Consider the following 24,642-nt stretch of genomic DNA (forward strand, 5'->3'; position numbering starts at 1 on the left):
ACAGTAAGGACACAGGCGAGAAAGGGGCAGGAGATTACACAGTTTCTATAGGAAAGGAGATCAACATGGAGCTGCAATGGATTATTGTTCATCAGGGAGATACCTTGTCGCGTATTGCGGCAGCAAACCATATGACGAAGGAGTTACTTGCCGCTCTCAACCCGGAAGCAGCGTCCCAGCCTTATTTGCTGACAGGACAGATGCTGCGCATTATGCCGGGAACGGGGCGCAGGTATGCAGTGCAACCGGGAGAGAAAGTGGCCGGTATCGCATTACGTTTTGGACTGATTGAAGAAGAATTGCGCGAAGCTAATCCAGAAATAGCGAATATTCCGGACTGGTGCGGGCGATGTATTCATATTCCGGATTCAAATGGAAAAACTATCGTCAAGCTGCAGGGAGAGTATGGTTACCGTGAAATGAAACGTGATATCGGTTTGCTGGAAAAGAAATATCCATTTATCGAGATTGGCTCGATTGGCAGCAGTGTCATGGGCAAGGCTTTGCCTTATCTGCGTTTGGGTCAAGGTCCCAAACATATTCATGTCAACGCATCTGTTCATGCAAATGAGTGGCTGACTACCGCGGTTCTGATGCGATTCATTGAAGAATATGCGAAGGCTTACAGTACATCTACGCCGTGGCATCAATTTCAGACGGAACGCTGGATGCAGGAAACTACGCTGTGGGCTGTCCCTATGGTTAATCCGGATGGAGTTGAATTGGTGCAGGAGGGCGTGGTCAATGATCATCCCCATGCAGAAGAATTGCTGGAATGGAATGCCGGACGCTCACATTTTACGCACTGGAAATCCAATATTAGGGGAGTAGACCTTAACGATCAATTCCCGGCTTATTGGGAGGAAGAGGCGGCTAGAAGAGGAATAACGTCCCCAGGGCCAAGAGATTATGCAGGAACCGCTCCCTTATCGGAACCGGAGGCGTGGGCACTTGCACAGTGGACCGAGCAGCATCATTTCGATGCTGTCGTTTCGCTGCACAGCCAGGGACAGGAAATTTATTGGAACTACCGGGATTTGGAGCCAAAGGAGAGTGCACCGCTGTCACGTAGACTGGCAAGGGCCTCAGGGTACAAGGCAGTTAAGCTGGGTGGAAGCGATGCAGGGTACAAAGACTGGTTCATCCAGAAGTTTCGGAAGCCTGGCTTCACAGTAGAAGTGGGACTCGGGGTCAACCCGCTGCCCATGGATCAGTTCGATGACATCTGCGTAGAGGTTGGCATGCTATTGGCTGAATTATTAACAGATCGAGAGCACTAACAGGGAGGATTGGGAATCCAAGAAATCTGACTTCACATAATCCGGTTGGGAAGACATGAAACTTACGGGTTGTCCATTCGTATAACAGGAACGGGCGCTGTGACCGGCGTTCGTTTTTTAATCTGCATATTGCATCATTCGTTCCGGATCGCTCTGGAACAGGTAATGATGGGTGTAACTATTAGTGACTATAACGTGTGCTGTTTTATTTCAGTGCAATAATCATACGGAGGGGTTCATATGAAGTGGAGAAGACTGCTGTCATTCAAACGATGGACACAAGTATTCAAACGGCTGCCGCGTCTGTTGCGGGCTCCGCAGATCCCTTTGGGTGAGAAGTTGCTGTTCATCATCCCGGCACTGCTCTACTGGGTACTTCCTGACGTGATGCCGTTTATGCCTATAGATGATATCGGGGTTACGTTGTTGCTGATGAACTGGTTTGTAAGTCGTGCGGAGCGCAAATATCCGGTACTTACAGCGGAGGCGTCGTCTTAATCCGACACAAAATGGGTGGTTTTAACATCGATTTTGCATCAATGTTATTGCGAAGCGCAGTAATTTTCTTTACAATAGATGCTGGAGTTTAGAAATAATGAAAAATTGTTGGGACCAGCAATTACAATATAGGAGATGAATGATATGAACTGCAAAATTACACGTAATGCCGCGAAAGTATTGAAACTTGAACTGGACAAGCCTGAGAACGAAGGTAAATTGCTGCGCGTTGTGATCACACATGCACATGGAGATCATGCCCACTACGGACTCGATATCGATACACCAAAAGACAATGATACGGTTGTATCTACCGATAAAGAGATTGACGTTATTCTTGAGAATGATCAGCCTTTGCTGGATGGCGTTAAAATTGATTACCTTTACTTCCCTGAAGAAGGCTTCGTTATTACGAACCCATCCCAAGGCAACCACGGCGACCACTAAGGGAGCGAAGAAGGGGAACTCATGGCTAACGATATCCGCGTATGCGAAAAATGTAATCATATCAGACTAAAATCGATTGTGGCCAAGTTGGAGAAAATGGCTCCGGATACGGAGATCAAAATTGGTTGCAAATCGTATTGCGGTCCTTGCGCGAAGCGTGCTTTTGTCTTCATCAACGGTCGGTACATCAGTGCTCCGACAGAAGAAGAAGTGCTTGCTAAAGTAGCGAAATTCGTGAAGTAATTGTATGGATATGCAGTGGACAAACTTGTCCACAAAAGGAAAGAGAGGCTGCGGCCTCTCTTTTTTAGTTGTGATGAGGAATCGTACGAAATTAGAACGTAAAGTCGTGCCTCATTTCAAAAATCTCAAAGGTATCCTCTTGAATCTCAATGGCGAGGATTGTATCACTTTTTTTTAGAAAATGCACATGTCCCATACGCTCCTCTTCCACCTCAACCCATCCGGCTTCGGATAACTTCTCAAAATAATCGGATGGTACATATAATCCCTGTTCTCCCCCGATATGTTTCAATTCATATTTAATGCCTGTTAGAATGTTTGGATTGTCTGAATGTGTCGTTATGCTCAGCTGCTTTGCATTCACGGGGACCGGAATCTCGTTATTAATAGAGGAGCCTGTATATCCCGTTATTTCATACGTCGAAGGTGTGCAGCCACTGATTAGCAGTAATAAAAGTACCAGAATGAACACAATCCCAAAGTTCTTCAAATATACACCTCCTTGTGAAAAGGTAATTATCAATTAAACGCAGTCAGAACGGAAAAAGTTATACACATCATTGATATTCATCCTTGATCTCATATAGGGAACATTGAAGTAATCCTTTATTGTTTCAACGAAAGAAGAATAAGGAAGGCCGATGTCAACCATCCTAAAGGGGTAACAGGAACATGATCCCAAGGAGGAATACTCATGCCGAAGCGTTATGATTCCAGTTTGCAAGCCGATACGACCGTATCCCAGGCGCAGAATGCAGTGAACAAACTTCATTTTGCCGTTTCACAGGCAATGTCACATCCAACAGAACAGACCATTGAACAGGCAGAACGCCGTTTGGCGCATACCGAGCAAGCTATGCTTCAAGCTGAACGTTCGCTTGGAGGTCAAGGCGTTGAGCTGGCGGAAGAGATGTTCATTGAGGAGAAGAGAAGATTGAACTCGATCCAGAGTCAGAATGGGCAAGGGGATCTATAAGCGTTCCTGTCACACCAGAACCCGCAGAGCAGCAGTGCTTTGCGGGTTATTCATGTCTATTTTGAATAGACCCAAGAAGTGGATTTTAGTCAAACTGTGTGTAATGTGCCGCTTAAAATTTGGTGAGAAGGTTAATAGACCAAGAGCAGGCAAATTTCACACAGGAGGTACAGAATGACAAAACATATTACAGATTGTACGATTCTGAACAACGGCGTGACGATGCCATGGCTGGGATTTGGGACTTATCGAGCAAAGGGCAAGGAAGTACAACAAGCGGTGGAGACCGCATTGGAAGTCGGTTATCGGAGCATTGATACAGCGTCCGTTTATGGAAATGAAGAGGAAGTGGGACAAGCCATTGCGAGCAGCGGTATTGCCCGTAATGAGCTGTTTGTGACAACCAAGCTGTGGAATGAGGATCAAGGCTTTGATTCGACCTTGAGAGCATTTGAGGCAAGTCAGAAGGCGCTTGGATTGAATGTCATTGATCTATACTTAATCCACTGGCCTGGCAGAGACCAGTATAAGGAGACGTGGAGAGCTTTCGAACGTCTATACAGCGAAGGAAGTGTACGTGCCATTGGTGTAAGTAATTTCGAAGTGCACCATCTGCGCGATATCATAGATGAAGGTGGAACGGTGCCCGCGGTGAATCAGGTGGAACTGCATCCGGGTCTGATTCAACAGGAGCTGCAGGATTTCTGCGGGGAGCAGGGCATTCAACTGGAGGCATGGAGCCCCATTATGAGAGGTAAACTGAACAAGGAATCGGCTTTGAAAAGTCTGGCCCAGAAATATGGGAAAACACCAGCACAGGTTATTCTGCGTTGGGATATCCAGAACCAGATTGTGACGATTCCGAAGTCGGTTACCCCGGAGCGGATTCGCGAGAATGCAGATATCTTTGATTTTGAATTGACTCCGGATGAGCTGAAACTAATTGATGCGCTGGATTCGGATAAACGGACGGGGCCACATCCGGATCAGCTGTTTTGGGATTGAGTGTGTAGCTCAATTCCAAAATGAGTGTTTAATGATCTGTTTGGAGTTGTTCCGGTTACGGTTCGTTCTTCCGATCGCTGTTGTCTCCAAATTTTTTGATTCAATATTCAAAAGGTGAAAATTAGGAAACAGCTTATGCTTCCGAAGCAGCTTTCTTACAGAAAGCTTTCAGGCGAACACTCCGCTTCTTCAGAATCAATTCCATCCCCTCCACTGCAACTGTTCATCAAACACTAAAACTTTATAATTAGCTTGAGTTGTAGATTATAAAAAAAGCAGCAGGTTCAGGGGATTACCCTTGATCCTGCTGCTTTTGTGTTATTTGGATTGATCCGGTTGCGGAACCTCGCAGCCGTCTTCGGTGCATACTCCACTGCCATCTGCGTTAGTGGTGCTGGACTCTACCATGGTAAAAGGGGAACGCTCATCCCATGCTTTCTGGATCGCGTCAAGGAACACCTCATCAGGTTGAGCACCAGATATAGCGAACTTGCGATCAAACACGAAGAACGGTACACCCCGGATGCCTAATTGTTCGCCTTCGGCCTGGTCAGCACGCACTTGGTCTGCGAATTGATTACTGGACAACACTTCAGCTGCTGCACTGCGATCCAGACCCACTTCTTCAGCCAACGCGATCAGTACATCGGTATTGCCGACATGTTTACCTTCAATGAAGATCGCTTGAAAGAGTCGTTCGCTAAGCTCAAGCATTTTTCCTTGTGTTTCTGCCCAATGGGTCAGGCGGTGAGCAGAGAAGGAATTGGTAGGAATCATCTCATCAATGTTGTATTCCAGTCCAGCCGTACGAGCATTGGCGTTCATCTGTGCATTCATGCCGCGTGCCTGCTCGACACTCATATTGTATTTGGCAGCCAGATATTCTGCGTTGGTTTTGCCACTATTCAATTCAGCATTTGGATCGAGCTCAAAACTTTTAAACTGTAAATGCACTTCATCGCGGTGTGGGAATTGTGCTAATACATTCTCCAGACGACGTTTGCCAATATAACAGAAAGGACACATAAAGTCGGACCATATTTCAATATTCATCAATTAAAACCTCCATCATCTATAAATAAAACCAATACAGTTACAATTATATAGCGACTTTCCTTCATTCGCAAGGTTATGGTTATTACCAAGCCTCGAAAAAAAAGAAGTGCTGAAGCATGCAACGGACTGCAGCCTCAACACTTCTAGTTTAACTTCTTACTTATCCTGGTATGCCTTGGTCCAATGATAAGGCTGAATTTCGTCCAATCTCTTGTAAATCAAAGCTCCATCTGGATCGTATACGGCAGCCTTCACGTCTTCTCCCCAGAAAAACAGTCGTTCCTGGCACACACCACAAGGGGTGAGGACCTTGAATTCCGAGTGCTCATCGTCACGTGCCACACAGATCGAGTGGGTGACCCGCTCGTTTAATTTGTGGGCTTCCAGATAGGCTCCTGTTTCCATACACAGATGCGTGGCGTCATTAATCACTTCTGGAGCTACGCTGATTAACAGCGAGCCAGCTTCAGTATAAACGGCAGCTGCCCCGCCCCACCCTTGAGGATAGCGATGTTTGACAAAGTTTGCAGCTTCTTCGAACAGCTTTTGTTCGATATTGAATTGATCTGGATGTGACGTCATGGTCATGCACTAGCCCCATTTCATTGTAGTGTCGGGTTAACATTTGGAATATGAATTATACAGTGTTCCGACGGTGCAACGTTCCGCTCAGTACTGGTTAGGATTCGGAATCAGACGCTCGCTGCTCGCGAAAATGCGAGATCAGGTCAAACGTATTAACCGTATCTGACACTTGCAGTCGCTTTGTTGCTTCGTCATAACCGGATCGGCAAGCATTAATATCCGTTTTGGTGCCTGTAGACAGATCGTAACAGGAGCCGCTGTCATACAGATAATCATCCGAAGGGATATAGAACAGGGAGCCATCTGTAAATGCACCACTGCGCAATACCACCATGCGGGAGGAACCATCGTACACATCGTTTCCCATGTGGTAGTAGGATTGATCTGAAATACCGAGTAGATGCAGCGCTGAAGGTGTAACATCCAGTTGTCCGGCAGGCTCGTCAATCGTCCCTGCTGCGGCTCCGTCCGGCAGATGCACGAGCAAAGGCACCTCGTTCATAATCTGCTCCATATCCAGATCAGTTAGTGAACGTCCGAGAAATTTCTCATATTGAGGCTGCTCCTTGATGGAGTTATCGTGATCCCCATAAAACATGAAGATCGTTTTGTCCCATAGTCCCCGATTTTTCAGGTCTTCCACCATGTTGCCGAGCGCAGAATCCACGTAATGAACGGATTGCAAATAGTTGCCAAACATCGTTCCTTTGAATTCACCCACATCCAGCTGCTGTTTATCTTGGGGTAACGCGTATGGATGATGACTGCTGAGTGTAATCAGGAAAGAATAGAACGGCTCCGTAACCTCACTGCTCATTTTCTCAACCGATTGGCGGAAAAAGGACTCATCCGACAGCGACCAGCCAAGCGGGTCATCCTGTTCAAAATCATTTTTACTGTAAAACTTGTCATACTTCATATTCTGATACATCGTATAGCGATTCCAAAATCCGCTCTCATAGGCATGAAATACATTGGTACTATAACCATGATCCTTCAAGATAGAAGGCAGGGAATCATAGCTATGGTCTGCGTAACGGACAAATGCAGATCCAACCGACAGTGGATGCAATGAAATATTGGCCCCAAAGTCGGCATCCGATGTTCTCCCCTGACCTGTCTGGTGATAAAAGTGACTGTAGTACTGGCTTTCCTTCATCAGCTCGTTAAAATGAGGCGTAATTTCCTGACCGCCAATGCTCTGTCCAATCATGAAATTCATGAAGGCTTCACCTTGGACAATGATCACATTGCTGTCTTTGTACTTGCCAAACATTTCATCCTTCAGTGGGTCAGCCTGTTGTCTGCTGGCGAAATAAGCTTCCGCCTGCTCCAAATCGGCAGGATCGACCTCTGGACCGGAGCCGAGCTGGTCTTTGGCATAGTTGTACAGGTCATAGCCATGAAAAGCAAGAAGTCCGGTAACGTTGTACATGGACACGTTCCACCAGTTGTTATCAAACAACCCTTTTGCCCAGGTTTTACTATAAAAATAAATCGGACCAACCGCGAGCCCCAGACCTAGTATCAGGGCAATGCTGCCTGCAGTGAGTCGACGACGCATGCTTGTTTTGCGGGAGTTTGATGAGTAAGAGTTCAATCCGTTCGAATATGCGATGGAACCTCCACGACGGTTACGTTTGCTGAACAGCAGGATCGCTGCATACGGGATAACCACCAGCCAATCGACGAAGAACCACAGATCACTGGCATAGATAAGCGTAGCGATGCTGTCTCCCAAAGCGTCGACCTGTCTGGCTTGCATCAGTACAGGGATCGTTAAAAAATCCTGAAAGTAGCGATAATAAACCATATCCGCATAGATCAGTGCAGTGAGCAGCAGATTGAGTATAACGAGTGATATAATCATGCCCCGGCGAGGCAGCCACCAGGTCCAGAAGGACAGAAGCAGCAGCGAACCGATGGCAATCACTTTGTCCAGAAGCCCCATTGTAATGTTATAGGCGTGCAGATTGTGGTGGAGCCACATTAATTTGAGCAGCATGAGTACAAGAAAAATAAGATATAACGTAAGTGGATGATTCAGAAGCCCACGCGGCGTAAGGCTGCGTGTTGGCTTAGTGACAAACATATATGTCTCCTCCCTGATGAATGGTTTTGTTAACGGAATGTAAAATAGGACTTTATCCATTATAGCGTGGTGTCACGGCTTTTCAACTATGCCCAGGGGAGAAATACTTCATGCGGATGCCATGTCATTAAGTTCAATCATAGTTCTCCCGGAATACATACCAAAAAAGCGCCCCAGCCGTGGAAGGCAGGAGCGCTTGATCATTCCAATAATATTATTGTTGCGGTGTTTTATTGCGTGGAGGCAGTGGGCCCAAATACTGATAATATTGGGTTTCAATGCGTCCATTGAACAACTTACGGCGCTTGTCTGCCTTGTGGCCAAAGTCTTCCTCGAAAGATTTGGTCGATGTGATGGCAAAAAAGGACCATGTCGGCAAATCGAGGTAACTGCGCCCTAAAGAACGCAGCAGCTTCTGCACTTCTTTTTCTTCACTCAAACGTTCACCATATGGAGGGTTGGTAATAATGACACCATATTCGCCCTGTGGTCTTGCACGATGAGCGGGCAGGACGCTGACTTCAATCTCGTTGGCGAAGCCGGCACTCTTGATTGCTGCCTGTGCAACTTCGATGGCTTCCGGATCGATGTCGCTGCCCGAAATTTGCAATGGAATATCGTCGCGAACCGCGTCAAATGCTTCTTCGCGCGCCTGTTCCCACAATTCTTCGGGAATGACAGCCCAGTTCTCGGAGTTAAACGTACGACGCAGTCCTGGTGCAATGTTCCAGCCGATCATGGCGGCTTCGATCAGCATGGTGCCTGATCCACAACATGGATCATAGAATGGACGGGATACATTCCAGCGGCTGAGCTGAATAAGTGCCGCAGCAAGCGTTTCTTTGAGTGGTGCTTCGGTTACGAGTTTACGATAACCCCGTTTATGCAGACCTGGTCCCGTCGTATCTAAAGTAAGCAGGGCGCGATCGTTCAGCAGAATGACCTCAATCACATAACGAGACCCATCCTCTGGGAACCACTCCGTGTCATAAGTCAGCTTCAGTTTCTCTACGATTGCTTTCTTCACGATCCCTTGTGATGCAGGCACGCTGCTTAGCTGAGATTTGTGGGAGCGACCTTCTACCGGAAATTCGCCATCGGCTGGAATCCACTCCTCCCAAGGTAATGCTTTGGTACCTTCAAACAATTCATCGAACGTTGTCGCTGGGAATTCACCCATTTTGACCAATACGCGATCCGAACTTCTCAGCCACAGATTACATCGGCAAATATCAATATAATCTCCAGTGAAGAAAACCCGGCCATTGTCGATCGTAACATCCTCATACCCCAGCTGCTTCAGTTCCCGGGCGACAACAGCCTCGAGTCCCATCGCCGAGGTCGCAATCAATTGCAATTGAGCCATGTGATTCATTTCAACTCCATTTCAAGCCAGAGAAGGAATGTGCTTCTCGCAGCTGTATAGTGACGGTGCGGCCTTGCCGCTTTCCGTGAAAAAACTTACAATGAGAAATGCGGTGCGCTAATGCATTCATCTTTCGAGCTGATGCAGCAGTTCAACCGCCTGTGTTTGACAACAAACATTTATTATAGAACATTGGCATCCATATGGAAAGCAGTCCAAGTGTCCAAGGAGGATTTTAGCGGTGAATCTGACCCCTGACGAATATGTAAATCAATTATTTCAAGAGGATGATCTCTTGTTAAAGGTAAAAGAAGCCATCCGATCGAACGGCATGCCGGAAGTTTCAGTTGCAGCGGCCTATGGCCGTTTGCTCACGTTTCTTGCGAAGACATCGAAAGCGGAGGCTGTACTCGAAATCGGTGTGCTTGGCGGTTACAGCGGAATTTGTCTTGCTCGCGGTTTAAGTGACGGGGGAACCCTGACTTCGCTGGAACTGAAAGAGGAATACGCAGCGATGGCTCGTGGTCATCTGGAGGAAGGAGGCTTTGGGGATAAGGTCGAATATCGAATTGGGCCCGCAGCCGACAGTCTGGCGCAGCTGGCACAGGAAGGACGTACCTTCGATTTCTTCTTCATTGATGCAGACAAAGAGAATTATCCCGTTTATCTCGATTACGCCATTAAGCTAGCGCGGCCCGGGGCGGTGATTGTGGGAGATAACTGTTTCCTACGCGGCCGTACGCTTAATCCGGACAAGCAGGGTCCGGCTGTCCTCGCGGTTCGGCGCTTCAACGAGCAGATGGCCAGTGACCCGCGGCTGGTAACGACGATGCTGCCGGATTATGATGGTCTGGCTCTGGCCTGGGTGAAGTAAGCATATCAGCTTACAGGACAAAGCTTCGGCTGGAACGTCATTCAAGCGGTTTTTTCTGTTTCTGCGCTCATCCACTGAAATAAATAAGTCAGTATATAGATGGAACGATATCCGTGTTGCACCTAAATCTTCAATGCAGGAGATGGAGGGACAATGTTACAAAAACAAGAGACGATCACAACCCTGAGACAGGGAGTGAATCGTCTCTTGTTTTCTTTAAAGATATAAAGTGATGAGTGCCTTATTAAACTTCCGGCGTTCCATAAGTCTCGAACCATTTTTTAATCGTGTCAAAATCATCGCTGAAGGACAGTCCGAGCATCAACAAAATGCGTGCTTGCTGAGGACTGAGGTTGTCACCGGCAATAACACCTTTCCCTCCGCCATATACACTGCCTGAACCTGTCCGAGTGGTCGTTACGAAGATGACGCCATCCTCCACCGCTTTGGTGCGTGCTTGTCCCATTGCTTTGGAGATACCGCCTGCTCCGGTACCGGACGTTACGATCCCCTTGGCGCCGCCTTTCACAAATCCTTCAATAGCCTCGCCGCCAGCTTCCTGATAGGAAATGGCAATTTCCACCTTGGCGAGATCTGCCTTGGTGATTTTGCTCAGGTCAAAGGCCGGTTTCAATGCACCTTCAGGCTTCAAGGCACGTGCAGGGGCACGATAAATTCGAATGTTTTCTTCATCAATATAACCTACTGCACCAAGCATCGGGGTTTCGAACGTGTCAGTTCGATAATCATTCGTTTTGGTCACGCCGCGCGCCAGTTGAATCGTATCGTTCAACATCAGCACGGTCCCAAATGAAGTGGTGCGCCCGCTGCCTGCGAGCTTGATGGCGTTGTACAGATTCGCTTGTGCATCGGAGCCGATAACGGTCCAAGGGCGCATGGACCCTGTAATGACGACGGGTTTATCACTTTGTACGGTCATGTCGAGGAAGTAGGCGATTTCCTCCATGGTATCTGTACCTGTGGTAACCACAACGCTGTCATACTGAGCCAGAGCCTTGTCTACCGTCTGAGACAAGTCATAGAGATCAGCCATGGTATAAGAGCCTGAGCCTGAATTTCCGAATTGGAGTGTGCTAACATCTGCAATCTTCTGTTTGTCCGGTAAGGCGTCGACCATTTCTCCAATCGGGAGTGTACCGGCCTTATAGTTCTGGAAGCTGGTTGCATCCTCGGATTGACCTGCAATCGTACCACCCGTTCCGATGACCAGAACATTAGGCAGAGCGGATTGTTTGAACGAATCCGATAGCACAGGGATGGTTGTATTGCGAGCCGGAGTGGATGATGCGGTCTGAACTGCACTGGTTGTACCGCTCACTTCTACCGTAGCCGCATGAGCCGCATAGGTTCCAATTGGGGACAGGGAGATGGTCAGAGCTGTCAAAGCAGCTGTGCTCCATACAGCCCAAGGACGAAGATTTGAAGTTTTTTTCATGAAAAGCACTCTCCTTCAGGTTAGTTTCGTGTGATGTTTTTTGAGGATTATATGTAGTGATTTCAAATTGATTGTATTTCATGTTAAATAATATGACAATTATAGATATGAGTAGAGTAATCGGTTACATTGATAGATATATAGAGTATACAGTGTATTTATGAGGTTTTATGGATAAATATGAGAAGGTGAAAAAGAGAATAAGGAGTGTGAAATTATACTATATGAATTTTTGTGTCATATTTTATTACATATAAGTCTTTTGACCTGATAGGGTATCGAAAAAATTGGGGGGAAGTGTTGCAGGATCGTCCATAGCAGAAGTGATCTTATCTAAGACGAATAGCACTGGGGTATAAATTAGCAGGTCTTGACGATTTTTGTAATACGTTCTAGGAAAGGAGGCTCAATTATTGCCAAATATTTGTATGCCCACAGCGTTAAGTCTATAATAAAAGGTGATTTCTATATGTAAATAAATATATATTAATGATTGGAGGAGAAACGATGAACCGAGCACCCAGAAAGTATGCCAATTACATTCCGATCCGGGAGCTGGAGGCGGTGGAGCAGCAATTACTTCCCTTCCAGGTGTACGCTGAACTTCGTGACAATACTCCAGTCCGCTATGACAACCATCGAGAATGCTGGGATGTTTTCCGTTATGAAGATGTGCAATATGTGTTAAAAAACCCTAAACTGTTCTCTTCTGAACGTGATCGCGCTAACGCCAGCATGCTGACTACAGATCCGCCGAAGCACAAGCAATTGCGGGATCTGGTTAATCAGGCGTTCACACCTAAAGCGATTGAAGCGTTAGCTCCGCGTATTCAGGAAATCGCTGATGAATTATTGACTCCGCATTTTTCAGAAGGTCGTATGCGTCTTATCGATGATCTTGCCACTCCACTTCCGGTTATCGTGATCGCCGAATTGATAGGCGTCCCTGCCTCAGATCGCCAAAAGTTTAAAGACTGGTCTGATGCACTTGTGAAAGGTGCACGGGATGACAGTGATGAAGCTTTCCAGGAATTGATGGAAGAAAAGAAACGGAACCAGCAGGAACTGGCGAGCTACTTCACGGCCATTATGGAACAAAGACGTCAGCGACCAGAAGATGATCTGATCTCTTTGCTGCTTGCTGCCGAGATTGATGGGGAGAAGCTAACGGCAGAGGAAGTAGTCGGATTTTGCATTTTGTTACTTGCTGCCGGTAATGAAACCACAACCAATCTGATTACCAATGCTGTTCGTGTTCTGTCAGAGCAACCTGAGCTTCAACGGCAGCTGCGAGAACACCCTGAACTTATCCCGACTGCGGTAGAGGAAACGCTGCGTTATTATCCGCCGATTGTGGCCATTGGGCGTATCGCCAAAGAAAACGTAGAATTGAACGGACAAACGATTCAGGCAGGGGAACAGGTGATATCCTGGGTAGGATCGGCCAACCGGGATAGCGCCCAATTCGATCAGGCAGAGAAGTTCGTGCCCGACCGCAAGCCGAACAGACATATGGGTTTTGGATTTGGTATTCACTTCTGTCTCGGAGCGCCGCTTGCACGACTGGAGGCGAGGGTTGTACTTCAGACGATGCTTCGGCAAATGGAAGACATTCAGCTTGTGCCGGAAACGGTTTTGCAGCCGATTCAAAGTGCTTTTGTATTTGGCGTGAAAGAATATCCGATTCAATTCACAAGTTCAATTTACAAGCCATCTGACTCGATGGCTCAATGAATCAATGTTGAGGTTTGAGCAAATCAATGCCAAAAGCCGCTTTCTTGCCTAATAGTAGGCGCTGAAAGCGGCTTTTTCTTAAGAGCAAAACATCATTTGAATTCAAGGGTTATGGTTCTCTGATCAGAGGGGGCTTTCTGTACAGCTTGAGTCTTACCCACATCATGTTGAGCAGCAGCAGCCCACCGGAGACGATGAACAGTCCTTCGATGCCGATGAACCCGGCCATAAAGCCGCCAATAACGGCTCCAAGCATGTTACCCAATGCGAGTGTGCTCGTATTAAAGCTGAACGCCCGGCTAATCATGCTATCTGGCGTATAGGAGCGAATGAGCGCATTGACACTTGGAAGCAGGCCACCCATGAACACACCCATCATGAAACGGACGATGATGAGCTGCCATACCGTCTGCACGAAAGCCTGAGGTATAAGCATGAGCCCTGTTCCGATAAGAGAGAAGGTAAGTACCTTGTGTGAACCTACCCTGTCACTGAGCTTCCCGAGAATCGGGGACATGGCCATGTTGGATAGTCCCGTGACAGCACCGACAAGTCCTGCCCAGAAGGCCACGTTGACATCCGAACCGTGTAATTTCTGTACATACAGCGGCAAGAGTGACATCGGGCTGATCATAGCAAATTGCAGCAGGAATGTTACAGCGAATAGCGCAGGTAACTGGGGTGATTTGTTCAGTTCCTTCAGACCGGACAATACGGATTGTTCCGGCAGTTTGGCCGCTTCCTTACGGTCAAACTTCTCTCTGACCAGGAACATGGCGAGCATCGAAGCTGCGAAGATCAGTCCGCCAGTAATATAGAAGATAGGGCGGAAACCCACTGCATCAGCGAGCAAACCGCCGATCAGCGGACCCAGAATCGTACCGGCCACCTGACCGGACTGGCTGATGCCCATGGCGAAACCCATGCGATCCTTCGGCGTTGTACCCGAGATCAGCGCAACTGCTGCCGGGTTGAAGCCGGAGATCGTACCGTTAAGCAACCGTAATAAAAGGAGCTGCCACGGGTTCTGTGCAAAACCCATTAAGGCAATTACGATCGCCATCCCGAAGCCGGAACGCAGCAACATAATTTTCCGGCCGTACTTGTCGGACAATTTGCCCCACAAGGGCTGGAACAAAAATGAGGTGAGGAAGTTGGCAGCAAATATAAATCCCGCCCATATGCCAATCTCATGCTCACCAACCACGCCAAGATCCTTGGCGAGATAAAGGGACAAAAACGGGGTAATCATGGTCATGCCCGAGTTGACCAGAAATTGTCCAAACCAAAGCACAATGAGGTTTACTTTCCACGTTTTCAAAGTGCTTTCACTTCCTTTCAGATCGTTTCTGCAACGTTTCAAAAAAACACGATTCTTTCATTATAACATAATTTGCATATGAGTGAGGGGATGTAAGGAATGTCATAGTATTGTCATCGGAACAGATCGACACGTGGTTGTTACTGCTCTTTAAAAAGGGCATAATGTTATTTATGAGTCCAAAAACTATTGGAGGCTTCTTACATGAGCTATAATGATCGTCTGATTCAAGCCAGCTTCAAACAGCAGGTGGACCGTGTTCCCGTGTGGTACATGCGTCAGGCTGGGCGTTATGATCCCGAATATCGCAAGATTAAAGAAAAGTATTCTTTGCTCGAAATTTGCCGTCAACCTGAGCTAGCAGCTGAAGTTACACTCATGCCGGTACGTAAACTCGGTGTGGATGCGGCTATTTTGTATTCCGATATTATGAATCCGGTTGCTTCCCTCGGTATAGATTTTGATATTGTTAAAAATATTGGACCTGTTATAGACAATCCAATCCGCACGGCGGCAGATGTGGATCGTTTGCGTCCTATTGATGTGGAAGGAGATCTGTCTCATATTCTGGAGACGATTCGCATTCTGGACAAGGAACTGGATGTACCCTTGATTACGTTTGCCGGTGCACCGTTTACCATTGCCAGCTATTTGATTGAAGGCCGACCTTCCAAAGGGTACATACGTACCAAAACGATGATGTACAGTGAACCTGAAGTGTGGCATAAATTGATGCAAAAACTGGGCGATATGGTGATTACATATGTCCGTGCACACATTGCGAACGGCGGTAAAGCATTCCAACTGTTTGACAGCTGGGTGGGCGCACTTTCGCCAAACGACTTTAGAACGTATGTGTTGCCGACGATTACTCGTATCTTTACCGAATTATCGGATTTGAATGTACCGAAAATTTATTTCCCAGGTGTGGCTTCTGGTGAATTGCTGCCAACCCTGCATGATCTGCAAGCCGATGTGATTGGGCTGGATTGGAGAGTATCAATCTCCGAGGGACGTAAACGACTGGGCGGGAAATTTGCTGTGCAAGGGAATTTGGACCCTTATGTGCTGACTGCACCGATGGATCTGATCAAGCAGCATGCCAAACTGATTATTGATGAAGGCATCAAGGAGCCAGGGTATATTTTCAATCTGGGGCACGGACTATTTCCTGAGGCATCATTGGATAAATTAAGAGAACTCACGGCGTATATTCATGAATATTCCGCTGAAGCTTTGAAGACTGGGGTGACGGTAACTAATGACTAATACAGTAGGTGTACTGGTGATGTCGTATGGCACACCTGAGAATATGGAAAGTATTGAAGCATACTACACACATATCCGCAGAGGACGTCCGCCTGAACCGGAACAACTGAAGGAATTGACCGACCGTTATGAAGCGATCGTTGGGGGTGTATTTCCTCTTCGGGAAAACACGGATAATCAGGTTAAGGCCCTTCAGGAGACGTTAAACGAGGATGGCCGTTCAGAAGAAGTTGAATTCCGTTGTTATCAAGGGTTGAAGCATGCATATCCGTTCATTGAGGATGGCGTGGAACAGATGGCGAAGGATGGAATTCAGACTGCAATAGGCATCGTACTGGCACCTCATTTCTCCACGATGAGTGTAGGAAGCTACATCAAGCGCGCTCGTGAGAAAGCGGAAGAACTGGGTATCCAGATGTCCTTTATTGAGAGTTATCACCTGCATCCAAAATTGATTCAAGCTCTCTCCACACGTGTTAGCGCCAAATTGGATGCTTTCGAGGAAGCGGGAGCCAAACGCGGGGATGTACGAGTGCTGTTCAGTGCACACAGTCTGCCTGCGCGAATTGTAGATATCGGTGATCCATATCCGCAGCAACTGCTGGAGACTTCGGAAGTTATTGCATCCCGTTTGGGAATTACCAACTGGCAGTTCACGTGGCAAAGTGCGGGGCGGACAGCAGAGCCTTGGCTCGGGCCTGATATTCTGGATACCCTTCAGGAGCTTGCTCGTGAACAGGTGGAGGATGTGCTTGTAGCACCGATTGGATTCGTATCAGATCATCTGGAAGTGCTCTATGATCTTGATATTGAGGCCAAAGCGATTGCGAAAGAGATCGACATGCGCCTCATGCGTATCGATTCTCTCAATAGTGACCCGCTTTACATGGAAACGTTAAGTGACGTCATTATTAGCCAATGGCAGCAAGGAACGGATGAGTAATGGAAGACCATAAACGTCGTGTCGTTGTTGTCGGCGGAGGTCTGACCGGCCTAAGCGCGGCATTTTATATCCGGAAGCATTACCGGGAAGCAGGAGTTGAACCTGTCATTACCTTGGTTGAGAAAAGTTCTTCCATGGGTGGCATGATTGAGACGCTGCACCGGGATGGGTTCGTTATTGAGAAGGGGCCGGATTCTTTCCTTGCCCGCAAAACGGCGATGATTGATTTGGCCAAAGAGCTGGAAATGGACCATGAACTGGTCAGTCAAAATCCGGAATCCAAAAAAACGTACATCATGCAGCGTGGCAAGTTGCATCCCATGCCGGCAGGACTCGTTCTCGGTATTCCGACGGAGTTAAGACCGTTTCTGAGAAGTGGTCTTGTATCTCCGGCAGGCAAGCTGCGTGCATTAATGGATTTTGTTATCCCTCCCCGTCGTACAACGGAGGATGAATCGCTTGGTTATATGATTGAACGCCGTCTTGGAGCGGAAGTGCTGGAAAACCTCACTGAGCCATTGCTCGCAGGCATCTATGCAGGTGATATGCGGCGATTGAGTCTTCAGGCAACCTTCCCGCAATTCGGCGAAGTGGAGCGGGATTATGGTAGTTTGATCCGTGGAATGATGACTGGCCGCAAACCGGCAGAGACCCATACGGGAACGAAGAGAAGTGCTTTTCTGAACTTCCGTCAGGGTTTGCAGAGTCTGGTTCACGCGCTTGTACATGAATTGCAGGACGTGGATCAATGGCTGAACACTTCTGTTCAGTCCCTGGAGGTTCTGAATGGAGATGCGGCTAGATATAACATTCAACTGGATAACGGAGAGCGTCTTGAAGCAGATGATGTAGTCATTACCGTGCCTACGTATGTTGCATCCGAACTGCTGCAACCACATGTGGATACAGCGGCTCTGGATGCAATCAATTACGTTTCGGTAGCGAATGTGGTGCTGGCTTTTGAGAAAAAGGATATCGAACATGTATTTGATGGATCTGGTTTCCTCGTTCCGCGTAAGGAAGGTCGCAATATTACAGCATGTACTTGGACATCAACCAAGTGGCTGCACACCAGCCCGGATGACAAAGTACTGCTTCGTTGCTACGTTGGCCGTTCTGGAGATGAACAGAATGTGGAACTCCCGGATGATGCACTGACGGACCTGGTTCTCAAGGACTTGCGTGAAACGATGGGTGTAGAAGCCGTTCCGATCTTCTCGGAAATTACTCGGCTTCGCAAATCCATGCCACAGTATCCGGTAGGCCATCTGCAGCAGATTGCAGCACTCCGGGAGGAACTTGGCCGCAAATTGCCGGGGGTATACATTGCGGGTGCTGGTTATGAAGGGGTAGGCTTGCCTGACTGCATCAGACAGGCGAAGGAAATGTCAGTTCAAGCTACGCAACTCATTGCTGCAAAATAATAACGTACATGGCTGTCTCGAACGTAGAGTTTTTCTACAGGGGAGACGGCCTTTTTTTTGCACCATATAGCGAAAAGGGGAGAGATGTGAACTCTTTCAATACTTGCAGTTCCAAGGAATGATGGAAATCCAGAATATGCCTGATATAATATGATAAGGATTGCTGTGAAGAAGAGGAGCTGCCTATGTATCCCCCAAGATCAAAACGAAGTGTACAAAAGAAAAAAGTGAAACGTGCCCGCAAACGCCGGATTTGGATCATTAATCTGGTATTAATTGCGGCAATTGGACTCGTCGGCATCTATTACGCAGTAGGCATGCAGGAGCAGCAAATAGACCCGGTGGTGACAGAAACGGCTGTGAAGCAGGAACCTGCCAATGAAGAGGGCCCACAGGGCGGTGATCAGGTAAGTTCAACTGAACCGGATTCGGAGAAAGGTCATACTCCGGATGAAGAATCGGAGGATTCTGATGAACAGGTCACTGAAAATTCCGGCGGTAAGTCTGGTGAGAGCAAGCCTGATGCTACAGACTCCAAGGCAAATGGAAAGACAGATACCGGAACGAAAAAATCGACGGATACTCCCGCTTCTTCGGGTTCTTCCGGTTCAAAGGGCAGCGAAGGTGCAGGAACTGGGACGACACAGCCTTCTCATTCGGCGAAGGATGTAACCATTAACTTTGTGGGTGATATTCAGTTTTCAGGCAAAGTGGCTGAATTGTTGGAGAAGAATGGTTATGACTATCCCTTTGCAAAGCTCGGCAACTTGTTCAAGGAAGATGATCTGACCATTGGAAACCTTGAAACTCCCGTAACCCTTGGTGGAACTGGTGCAGCAGACAAAACCTATGTATACAAATCTTCGCCAAAGGCGCTCGAAGCGATGGCTTCAGCAGGATTTGATGCCGTGAATCTGGCCAACAATCATATTCTGGATCAAGGTATAGAAGGCTTGGTCGACACATTAACTTATCTTGAGCAATATGGTATTGCGCACACAGGGGCGGGGATGAACAGGGATGAGGCTTATGCACCTGCATATCTGGAGCGCAAGGGCATGAAGATTGCACTGCTTGGCTTCAGCCGGGTTGTACCTGAAACAAGCTGGAAAGCGGAAGGGAATCGGGCAGGTGTTGCCGAGACCTACGATTCTACTGGGGCGGTAAAAGCCATTCAGGAAGCCCGTCAAAAGGCTGATTTGGTTATTGTTGTTGCACACTGGGGAGAGGAACGGGTCAGCACACCAAATAATGATCAGACTCGATTAGCACATGAATTTGTAGATGCCGGAGCCGATCTGGTCATAGGCGGGCATCCCCATATCTTGCAAGGGGTGGAGTACTACAAAGGCAAATGGATTGCATATAGTACAGGCAACTTTATTTTCTCGAAATCAACGACAGAGGAAACGTGGAAAACAGCGGTTTTTCAGGCGAGCTGTAGTAAGGATGCCAAATGCAGCATGAAGGTTATTCCTTATGAGGCAGGGTTGGGCCAGGCCATTCCGATGGTGGATCAAGCTAACAAACTGCTATTGGAGCAGATGACACAGCTCTCGCCAGGTGTTCGTTTTGATGCGAACGGAATCGCATCGGTAAATTAAGATTCAATTTATTTAGGAGGGGATGAAATGAACAACCTTTGTGTAGCGCACCGTGGATTTTCGTCCATTGCACCAGAAAATACGATGGCTGCATTTCTGCTTGCCATGGAACAGCCGGAAGTTCAGTGGATGGAGCTGGATGTACAGTTATCACGTGATGGTGTGCCGGTGGTTATTCATGATTTTACTTTTGATCGGACTACGAATGGAAAAGGGTTTGTTCGAGAAAAGGACTGGGCAGATATACAGCAGCTGGATGCGGGATCATGGAAAGGAAAAGCCTATAAAGGGGAGCGCGTTCCTGCGCTTAGCGAAGTGCTGGACCGGACCTGTGGCAAAGTACGATTGAATATCGAGCTGAAAACGCAAGGCAATATGTATCCCGGTCTGCCGGCAGCGGTTATTCATGAGGTGAGGAAGAGACATATGCAGCATGATGTGGTGATCACTTCGTTTGAGCCTGCGGCTCTGGTTGAAGTGAAGAAACGGGCCCCGGAGTTCAAAACGGGGTTGATTATTGATGCACGTCCAGGGGATCTGGCCGCAGTGCTGCGGCAGATGAATTGCAGTTTTCTTTCCATCGGTTACACCAATGTGGACAAATCACTGATGCGTGAAATGCGAAATGAAGGTATTCAGGTCATGGCCTGGACAGTGGATGACAAAATCATCATGAAGCGGCTTGCGGCGATTGATCCGGAGCTGATGTTATGCACAAACCGGCCTGATGTATGGGAGCAGGCTTTTCAGGAAACGAGCAGCCGATTTTTCAGGCCGTAAGCTCCAATTTTTTGAATAGCGCAAATATGATATGTACTTATATAATAAAAAGATAAACATGCTCCATACACGCTAATGAATCCGATAAAGGTGGTCGTAAATCCATGCTGACAAACATTCGCAATGTATACTGTGTAGGACGTAATTATAAACTTCATGCAGAAGAATTGGGTAACGCGGTTCCGGATGAACCGATGATCTTTATGAAGCCTTCCCATGCGGTTGTCCCCTTGAATGGTGAAACGCTGCAATTGCCTGCGACAAAGGGCGAAGTCCATTATGAGGCTGAGCTAGTCATCCAAATCGGGCGGGATTATGAGCCGGGTATGGCTGTGGATGAGCTGGTTGACGCGTATGCGTTTGGCATTGATTTTACATTACGTGACGTACAGACGGTCATTAAGAAAAAGGGCCATCCGTGGACAGCGGCCAAAGGGTTCAAGAACTCCGCTCCGATTACTGCATTCCAGTCCTTTCCGGGGGCGCAGGCTCTTCTTGAGAAAGACTTTACACTCACCAAGAACGGTGCCGAGGTCCAACGGGGCAATATTGGTAACATGATCTTCAATCTCCAGGACATTGTGGATTATGTAGGTCATCATTACGGCCTGGGACCTGGAGATGTCATCTTTACAGGTACACCAGAAGGGGTTGGACCAACGGCAGCAGGAGATGTGCTTGAACTGACCTGGGGCGGCGAATCTTTGGGTAAATGCACGATTGCAGCAGCGGTTCAGTAGTTTCATAGATCATCAATCTGCTTACTTAGAGTAAATATGAAACAGATAAAGGGGCGTTTCGACGCTCCTTTTTGGCGTGCCCTCATTTTCTGTCGTAGCAAGCGGAGGCTTTTCATTTACGCGAAGCTGTAGGCTGTATTGGCACTCTCCGTGACCAACTCTTCCAATTCACTGCTTTGCACTGCGTGCTGCTCCGCGCTAATACTTCCATTTGCGAGTCGTTGATCTAATTGCTCCTTGAGCTGCCTGATTTGCAATGCGACAACCTCGTTGAAATCACCATCATTTTCATCTGCAATCATCTTCAGCGATTTACCCGCGTACAAATTCTGAACCAAGTCATCTTCCGACGGTTGATTCAGAGCACTCAGCAACTCATCTTCGCTCTCGTCTTTGGTATCGATGTTAACGATAGACCATTTCGTCAAAGGTATCGGGGATATCGCTGATCTGCCCCAGGCTGTTCCCGCAAAAGACATGGTGACAATCATGGTTCCAACAATGATTACGCGCTTCATATTCATGTGGGTCATCCTCATTTCTATGGTTAAGTACGAACTCCATCGTAGCTGGTTTGATGTAACGCTCTGAGGATAGTGTAACCGGGAAAGCTGAAGTGAAACTTAAAACCGGATAAGTAATCTAGATACGAGAGACATCGAGATAAGAAAAAAACAAATTTAAATTCACACTTGACAGGTTGGGTTAGTGGGTTATATGATAAACTCAATTATTTTAACACTAATTAAATGAACATTGAAATAAATTGAACGGATGCGAGCTGATTGGACCACCAAAGGCTCCCGGGACTACTCCACTATGGAATGTCCGCGGGAGCCTTTTTTCGTATTTGCTGCCGTTTTCAGTTAGACAGGGAGGATGAAATGAACAATAACGACTGGGAAGTGTTGGAGAAGACAGATTGGTTGTTTCGTAAAATGGTCAGACGATTCGTGAAAGAACGAGATCGTATATCGGTAGAGGGGGTCAGTTTACCTGGCATGCTCATCCTGCACAAAATCATTCGTGAAGGGGAACAACGGTTGGGGGATTTGGCTGAACAATTGGACTTCACCTCAGGTGCCATAACAGCTTTAACAGACAAGTTGGAGAAAAAGGGACTTACGATCCGCAGGCGCAAAGAAGATGACCGCCGGACGGTTCTGCTGGACATTACTGCAAGTGGACGGGAGATGTTTGCACGGAACAGCAATATCGGTGCCCGATGTATCACGCTTCTGTTTGAGGGATTTACGACGGAGGAACTGGAGCAGCAGAGCCAATTTTATGAGCGGGTGATAGCGAATCTGGAGGGGTTCTCGGATACGCTGCTGGAATTGGCAGAGAGCAACGGGAGGCAGGAACACGATCCATCCACCGAAAGTGACCCTGAGCAGAAGCAGAGGGAGAATACCGGAAAGAGCAACTATCTCAGTTATTAACGTTTGATCCGATGTGAAAACAAACAATCCAAGGGAGAGATGATCAATGGGGCATTCAACAATTTATCCGACCGGGGCAACCGTATATAACCCTGATAAGGCTTGGAGCGGTTATACCGTCTATCAGGCAGGTGAGGAAGGGGTTGTACTGATTGATATGAATGGTAAGGAGGTTCACCTTTGGAAAGGGCTGCTGGGCTTTCCTGCCAAAATCTTCCCCGGTGGCTTCGTATTGGGCAGCACGGGGCGAAGAGATCCGAAGTTCGGTATCCAGGACAACGTCGATTTGGTTCAGGTGGATTGGGAAGGCAATATTGTATGGAAATACAACAGCTACGAACACATTGAAGATCCGGGATATGAACCGCTATGGTACGCTCGTCAGCACCATGATTTCCAGCGCGAAGGCAATCCGGTCGGCTATTACGCCCCTGGGCTCGCACCCAAGACCCAGAGTGGGAAGACACTGATTCTTGCGCATAAAAATGTGAACAACCCGTCCATTTCGGATAAACCTTTGCTTGATGATGCGATTATAGAAGTCGATTGGGAAGGGAATGTACTATGGGAATGGCTGCCGAACGAGCACTTTGAGGAGCTTGGATTCGATGAGGCCGCCCGTAATGTACTGTACCGCGACCCGAACACACGCTCATTCGGACATCTCGGTGGTGGTGTGGGTGATTGGCTACATATTAATTCAGCTTCTTATGTGGGTCCAAACCATTTCTATGAAAATGGAGACGAGCGGTTCCATCCCGACAATATTATCTGGGATGCTAGAGAAGCAAATATTATCGCAATTACCGACAGACAGAGTGGAAAGATCGTATGGAGATTAGGTCCGGATTACTCTTTGCCTGAAGTGAAGCATATCGGCACTATTATTGGACAGCATCATGCACATATCATTCCTAAAGGTTTACCCGGAGAAGGGAATCTGCTGGTGTTCGACAATGGCGGCTGGGCCGGTTATGGCCTGCCCAATCCGGCTTCTCCATACGGCTTGAAACACGCTGTTCGCGATCATTCACGCGTGCTGGAGATTAATCCGGTGACCCTGGAGATTGTTTGGCAATATACATCGGCAGAAGCGGGATTTTCCGTTCCGACGGATTCCTATAAATTTTATAGTCCGTATATCAGCTCCGCACAGCGCCTGCCTAATGGAAACACACTAATTACCGAGGGTTCCAATGGCAGACTGTTCGAAGTTACATCCGAGTATAAGCTGGTTTGGGAATATATATCCCCTTATAAGGATGGACGGAACACCAATATGGTCTATCGTTCGTATCGTGTGCCTTATCACTGGGTACCACAGCTGGAGAAGCCGCAGGAGGTTGCCATTGAAGCTATTGATGTATCCGCCTACAGAGTGGCGGGAGCAGCGTCCAAAGGTTCTTCATCCGTTGTTAGTGTTGAGGTAACACTGCCGTTTGTTGAAGGTGCAGCCTGTGTGGCAACGTCAGATGAAGGCAAGTAAGGTGGCGCAGAGCGACGAACA

25 protein-coding genes are annotated in these 24,642 nt (G+C 47.6%); 17 read left to right on the top strand and 8 right to left on the bottom strand.

Features of this window, described 5'->3' with window-relative positions; all coding sequences use genetic code 11:
- Nucleotides 1-71 precede the first annotated feature (71 nt).
- From MKY42_RS10540 to MKY42_RS10560, 5 genes are all read left to right on the top strand, one after another.
- Complete coding sequence (locus MKY42_RS10540) at nt 72-1,280, top strand: M14 family metallopeptidase (RefSeq protein ID WP_179265934.1); 1,209 nt, start codon at nt 72-74, stop codon at nt 1,278-1,280.
- Nucleotides 1,281-1,325: 45 nt separating this feature from the next.
- Complete coding sequence (locus MKY42_RS10545; protein WP_339850825.1) at nt 1,326-1,502, top strand: hypothetical protein; 177 nt, start codon at nt 1,326-1,328, stop codon at nt 1,500-1,502.
- 18 nt (nt 1,503-1,520) lie between these two features.
- Nucleotides 1,521-1,778 (top strand): hypothetical protein, encoded by a 258-nt coding sequence (locus tag MKY42_RS10550; RefSeq protein ID WP_090895514.1) that lies wholly within the window; start codon nt 1,521-1,523, stop codon nt 1,776-1,778.
- A gap of 144 nt (nt 1,779-1,922) precedes the next feature.
- The gene (locus MKY42_RS10555) at nt 1,923-2,225 is read left to right on the top strand and encodes a heme biosynthesis protein HemY (protein ID WP_090895517.1); all 303 of its coding nucleotides are present in this window, start codon (nt 1,923-1,925) and stop codon (nt 2,223-2,225) included.
- A 21-nt stretch (nt 2,226-2,246) separates the two neighbouring features.
- Nucleotides 2,247-2,468: a DUF1450 domain-containing protein gene (locus tag MKY42_RS10560; RefSeq protein ID WP_053783596.1), complete on the top strand. Its 222-nt coding sequence runs from the start codon at nt 2,247-2,249 to the stop codon at nt 2,466-2,468.
- Between the two features lie 91 nt (nt 2,469-2,559).
- Here MKY42_RS10560 and MKY42_RS10565 read toward each other — a convergent pair whose 3' ends face one another.
- Nucleotides 2,560-2,958, bottom strand: coding sequence for a hypothetical protein (locus MKY42_RS10565; protein ID WP_090895520.1), 399 nt, complete (start codon nt 2,956-2,958; stop codon nt 2,560-2,562).
- A 204-nt stretch (nt 2,959-3,162) separates the two neighbouring features.
- Between MKY42_RS10565 and MKY42_RS10570 the strand changes: the two genes are divergently transcribed.
- Both MKY42_RS10570 and MKY42_RS10575 read left to right on the top strand, forming a co-directional pair.
- Nucleotides 3,163-3,444, top strand: coding sequence for a hypothetical protein (locus MKY42_RS10570; protein ID WP_076292069.1), 282 nt, complete (start codon nt 3,163-3,165; stop codon nt 3,442-3,444).
- A 174-nt stretch (nt 3,445-3,618) separates the two neighbouring features.
- A complete protein-coding gene (locus MKY42_RS10575; protein WP_024629201.1) occupies nt 3,619-4,449 on the top strand; it encodes an aldo/keto reductase in 831 nt (276 codons plus the stop codon).
- A 318-nt stretch (nt 4,450-4,767) separates the two neighbouring features.
- Here the strand turns inward: MKY42_RS10575 and MKY42_RS10580 are convergent, their stop codons facing one another.
- The 4 genes from MKY42_RS10580 to MKY42_RS10595 all read right to left on the bottom strand — a co-directional run bounded on the left by MKY42_RS10580 (nt 4,768) and on the right by MKY42_RS10595 (nt 9,548).
- A complete protein-coding gene (locus MKY42_RS10580) occupies nt 4,768-5,502 on the bottom strand; it encodes a DsbA family oxidoreductase (protein WP_090895523.1) in 735 nt (244 codons plus the stop codon).
- 159 nt (nt 5,503-5,661) lie between these two features.
- A complete protein-coding gene (locus MKY42_RS10585; protein WP_090902087.1) occupies nt 5,662-6,087 on the bottom strand; it encodes a cytidine deaminase in 426 nt (141 codons plus the stop codon).
- A gap of 97 nt (nt 6,088-6,184) precedes the next feature.
- Nucleotides 6,185-8,182: an LTA synthase family protein gene (locus MKY42_RS10590; protein ID WP_339850834.1), complete on the bottom strand. Its 1,998-nt coding sequence runs from the start codon at nt 8,180-8,182 to the stop codon at nt 6,185-6,187.
- A 214-nt stretch (nt 8,183-8,396) separates the two neighbouring features.
- Nucleotides 8,397-9,548, bottom strand: a complete 1,152-nt coding sequence (locus tag MKY42_RS10595) for a class I SAM-dependent RNA methyltransferase (RefSeq protein ID WP_339852839.1) — start codon at nt 9,546-9,548, stop codon at nt 8,397-8,399.
- Nucleotides 9,549-9,789: 241 nt separating this feature from the next.
- Here MKY42_RS10595 and MKY42_RS10600 point away from each other — a divergent pair, with 241 nt between their 5' ends.
- Nucleotides 9,790-10,422 (top strand): O-methyltransferase, encoded by a 633-nt coding sequence (locus tag MKY42_RS10600; protein WP_090895532.1) that lies wholly within the window; start codon nt 9,790-9,792, stop codon nt 10,420-10,422.
- A gap of 244 nt (nt 10,423-10,666) precedes the next feature.
- On the opposite strand, the gene MKY42_RS10605 is transcribed toward MKY42_RS10600, so the two are convergent.
- Nucleotides 10,667-11,878, bottom strand: coding sequence for an asparaginase (locus MKY42_RS10605; protein ID WP_090895534.1), 1,212 nt, complete (start codon nt 11,876-11,878; stop codon nt 10,667-10,669).
- A gap of 507 nt (nt 11,879-12,385) precedes the next feature.
- Here MKY42_RS10605 and MKY42_RS10610 point away from each other — a divergent pair.
- Nucleotides 12,386-13,612, top strand: coding sequence for a cytochrome P450 (locus MKY42_RS10610; protein ID WP_339850838.1), 1,227 nt, complete (start codon nt 12,386-12,388; stop codon nt 13,610-13,612).
- Nucleotides 13,613-13,721: 109 nt separating this feature from the next.
- Here MKY42_RS10610 and MKY42_RS10615 read toward each other — a convergent pair whose 3' ends face one another.
- The gene (locus MKY42_RS10615; protein WP_339850841.1) at nt 13,722-14,933 is read right to left on the bottom strand and encodes an MFS transporter; all 1,212 of its coding nucleotides are present in this window, start codon (nt 14,931-14,933) and stop codon (nt 13,722-13,724) included.
- A gap of 204 nt (nt 14,934-15,137) precedes the next feature.
- Between MKY42_RS10615 and hemE the strand changes: the two genes are divergently transcribed.
- From hemE to MKY42_RS10645, 6 genes are all read left to right on the top strand, one after another.
- On the top strand, nt 15,138-16,202 hold the full coding sequence (gene hemE / locus MKY42_RS10620) for a uroporphyrinogen decarboxylase (RefSeq protein WP_063564891.1): 1,065 nt from the start codon (nt 15,138-15,140) through the stop codon (nt 16,200-16,202).
- Entirely contained in the window at nt 16,195-17,145 is a 951-nt protein-coding gene (gene hemH, locus MKY42_RS10625; protein ID WP_090895541.1) for a ferrochelatase, read from the top strand. The genes hemE and hemH overlap by 8 nt, the downstream gene beginning before the upstream one ends.
- Nucleotides 17,145-18,569: a protoporphyrinogen oxidase gene (gene hemY, locus MKY42_RS10630; RefSeq protein ID WP_339850848.1), complete on the top strand. Its 1,425-nt coding sequence runs from the start codon at nt 17,145-17,147 to the stop codon at nt 18,567-18,569. Before hemH ends, hemY begins: the two co-directional genes overlap by 1 nt.
- A gap of 185 nt (nt 18,570-18,754) precedes the next feature.
- Nucleotides 18,755-20,173 carry a CapA family protein gene (locus tag MKY42_RS10635; protein ID WP_339850852.1) on the top strand — a complete coding sequence of 473 codons (1,419 nt, stop codon included), beginning with the start codon at nt 18,755-18,757 and terminating at the stop codon, nt 20,171-20,173.
- Between the two features lie 27 nt (nt 20,174-20,200).
- Nucleotides 20,201-20,953 (top strand): glycerophosphodiester phosphodiesterase family protein, encoded by a 753-nt coding sequence (locus MKY42_RS10640; RefSeq protein WP_179265253.1) that lies wholly within the window; start codon nt 20,201-20,203, stop codon nt 20,951-20,953.
- A gap of 104 nt (nt 20,954-21,057) precedes the next feature.
- The gene (locus MKY42_RS10645; protein WP_339850854.1) at nt 21,058-21,693 is read left to right on the top strand and encodes a fumarylacetoacetate hydrolase family protein; all 636 of its coding nucleotides are present in this window, start codon (nt 21,058-21,060) and stop codon (nt 21,691-21,693) included.
- A gap of 116 nt (nt 21,694-21,809) precedes the next feature.
- Here MKY42_RS10645 and MKY42_RS10650 read toward each other — a convergent pair whose 3' ends face one another.
- Nucleotides 21,810-22,217 (bottom strand): hypothetical protein, encoded by a 408-nt coding sequence (locus tag MKY42_RS10650; protein WP_339850856.1) that lies wholly within the window; start codon nt 22,215-22,217, stop codon nt 21,810-21,812.
- A 360-nt stretch (nt 22,218-22,577) separates the two neighbouring features.
- Here MKY42_RS10650 and MKY42_RS10655 point away from each other — a divergent pair, with 360 nt between their 5' ends.
- Nucleotides 22,578-23,135, top strand: a complete 558-nt coding sequence (locus MKY42_RS10655) for a MarR family transcriptional regulator (RefSeq protein ID WP_090895556.1) — start codon at nt 22,578-22,580, stop codon at nt 23,133-23,135.
- A 46-nt stretch (nt 23,136-23,181) separates the two neighbouring features.
- Nucleotides 23,182-24,621, top strand: a complete 1,440-nt coding sequence (locus MKY42_RS10660) for an aryl-sulfate sulfotransferase (RefSeq protein ID WP_339850859.1) — start codon at nt 23,182-23,184, stop codon at nt 24,619-24,621.
- Nucleotides 24,622-24,642 lie beyond the last annotated feature (21 nt).

Origin of the sequence: Paenibacillus sp. FSL W7-1088, from assembly GCF_037969855.1 — a bacterium.
GTDB lineage: Bacteria > Bacillota > Bacilli > Paenibacillales > Paenibacillaceae > Paenibacillus.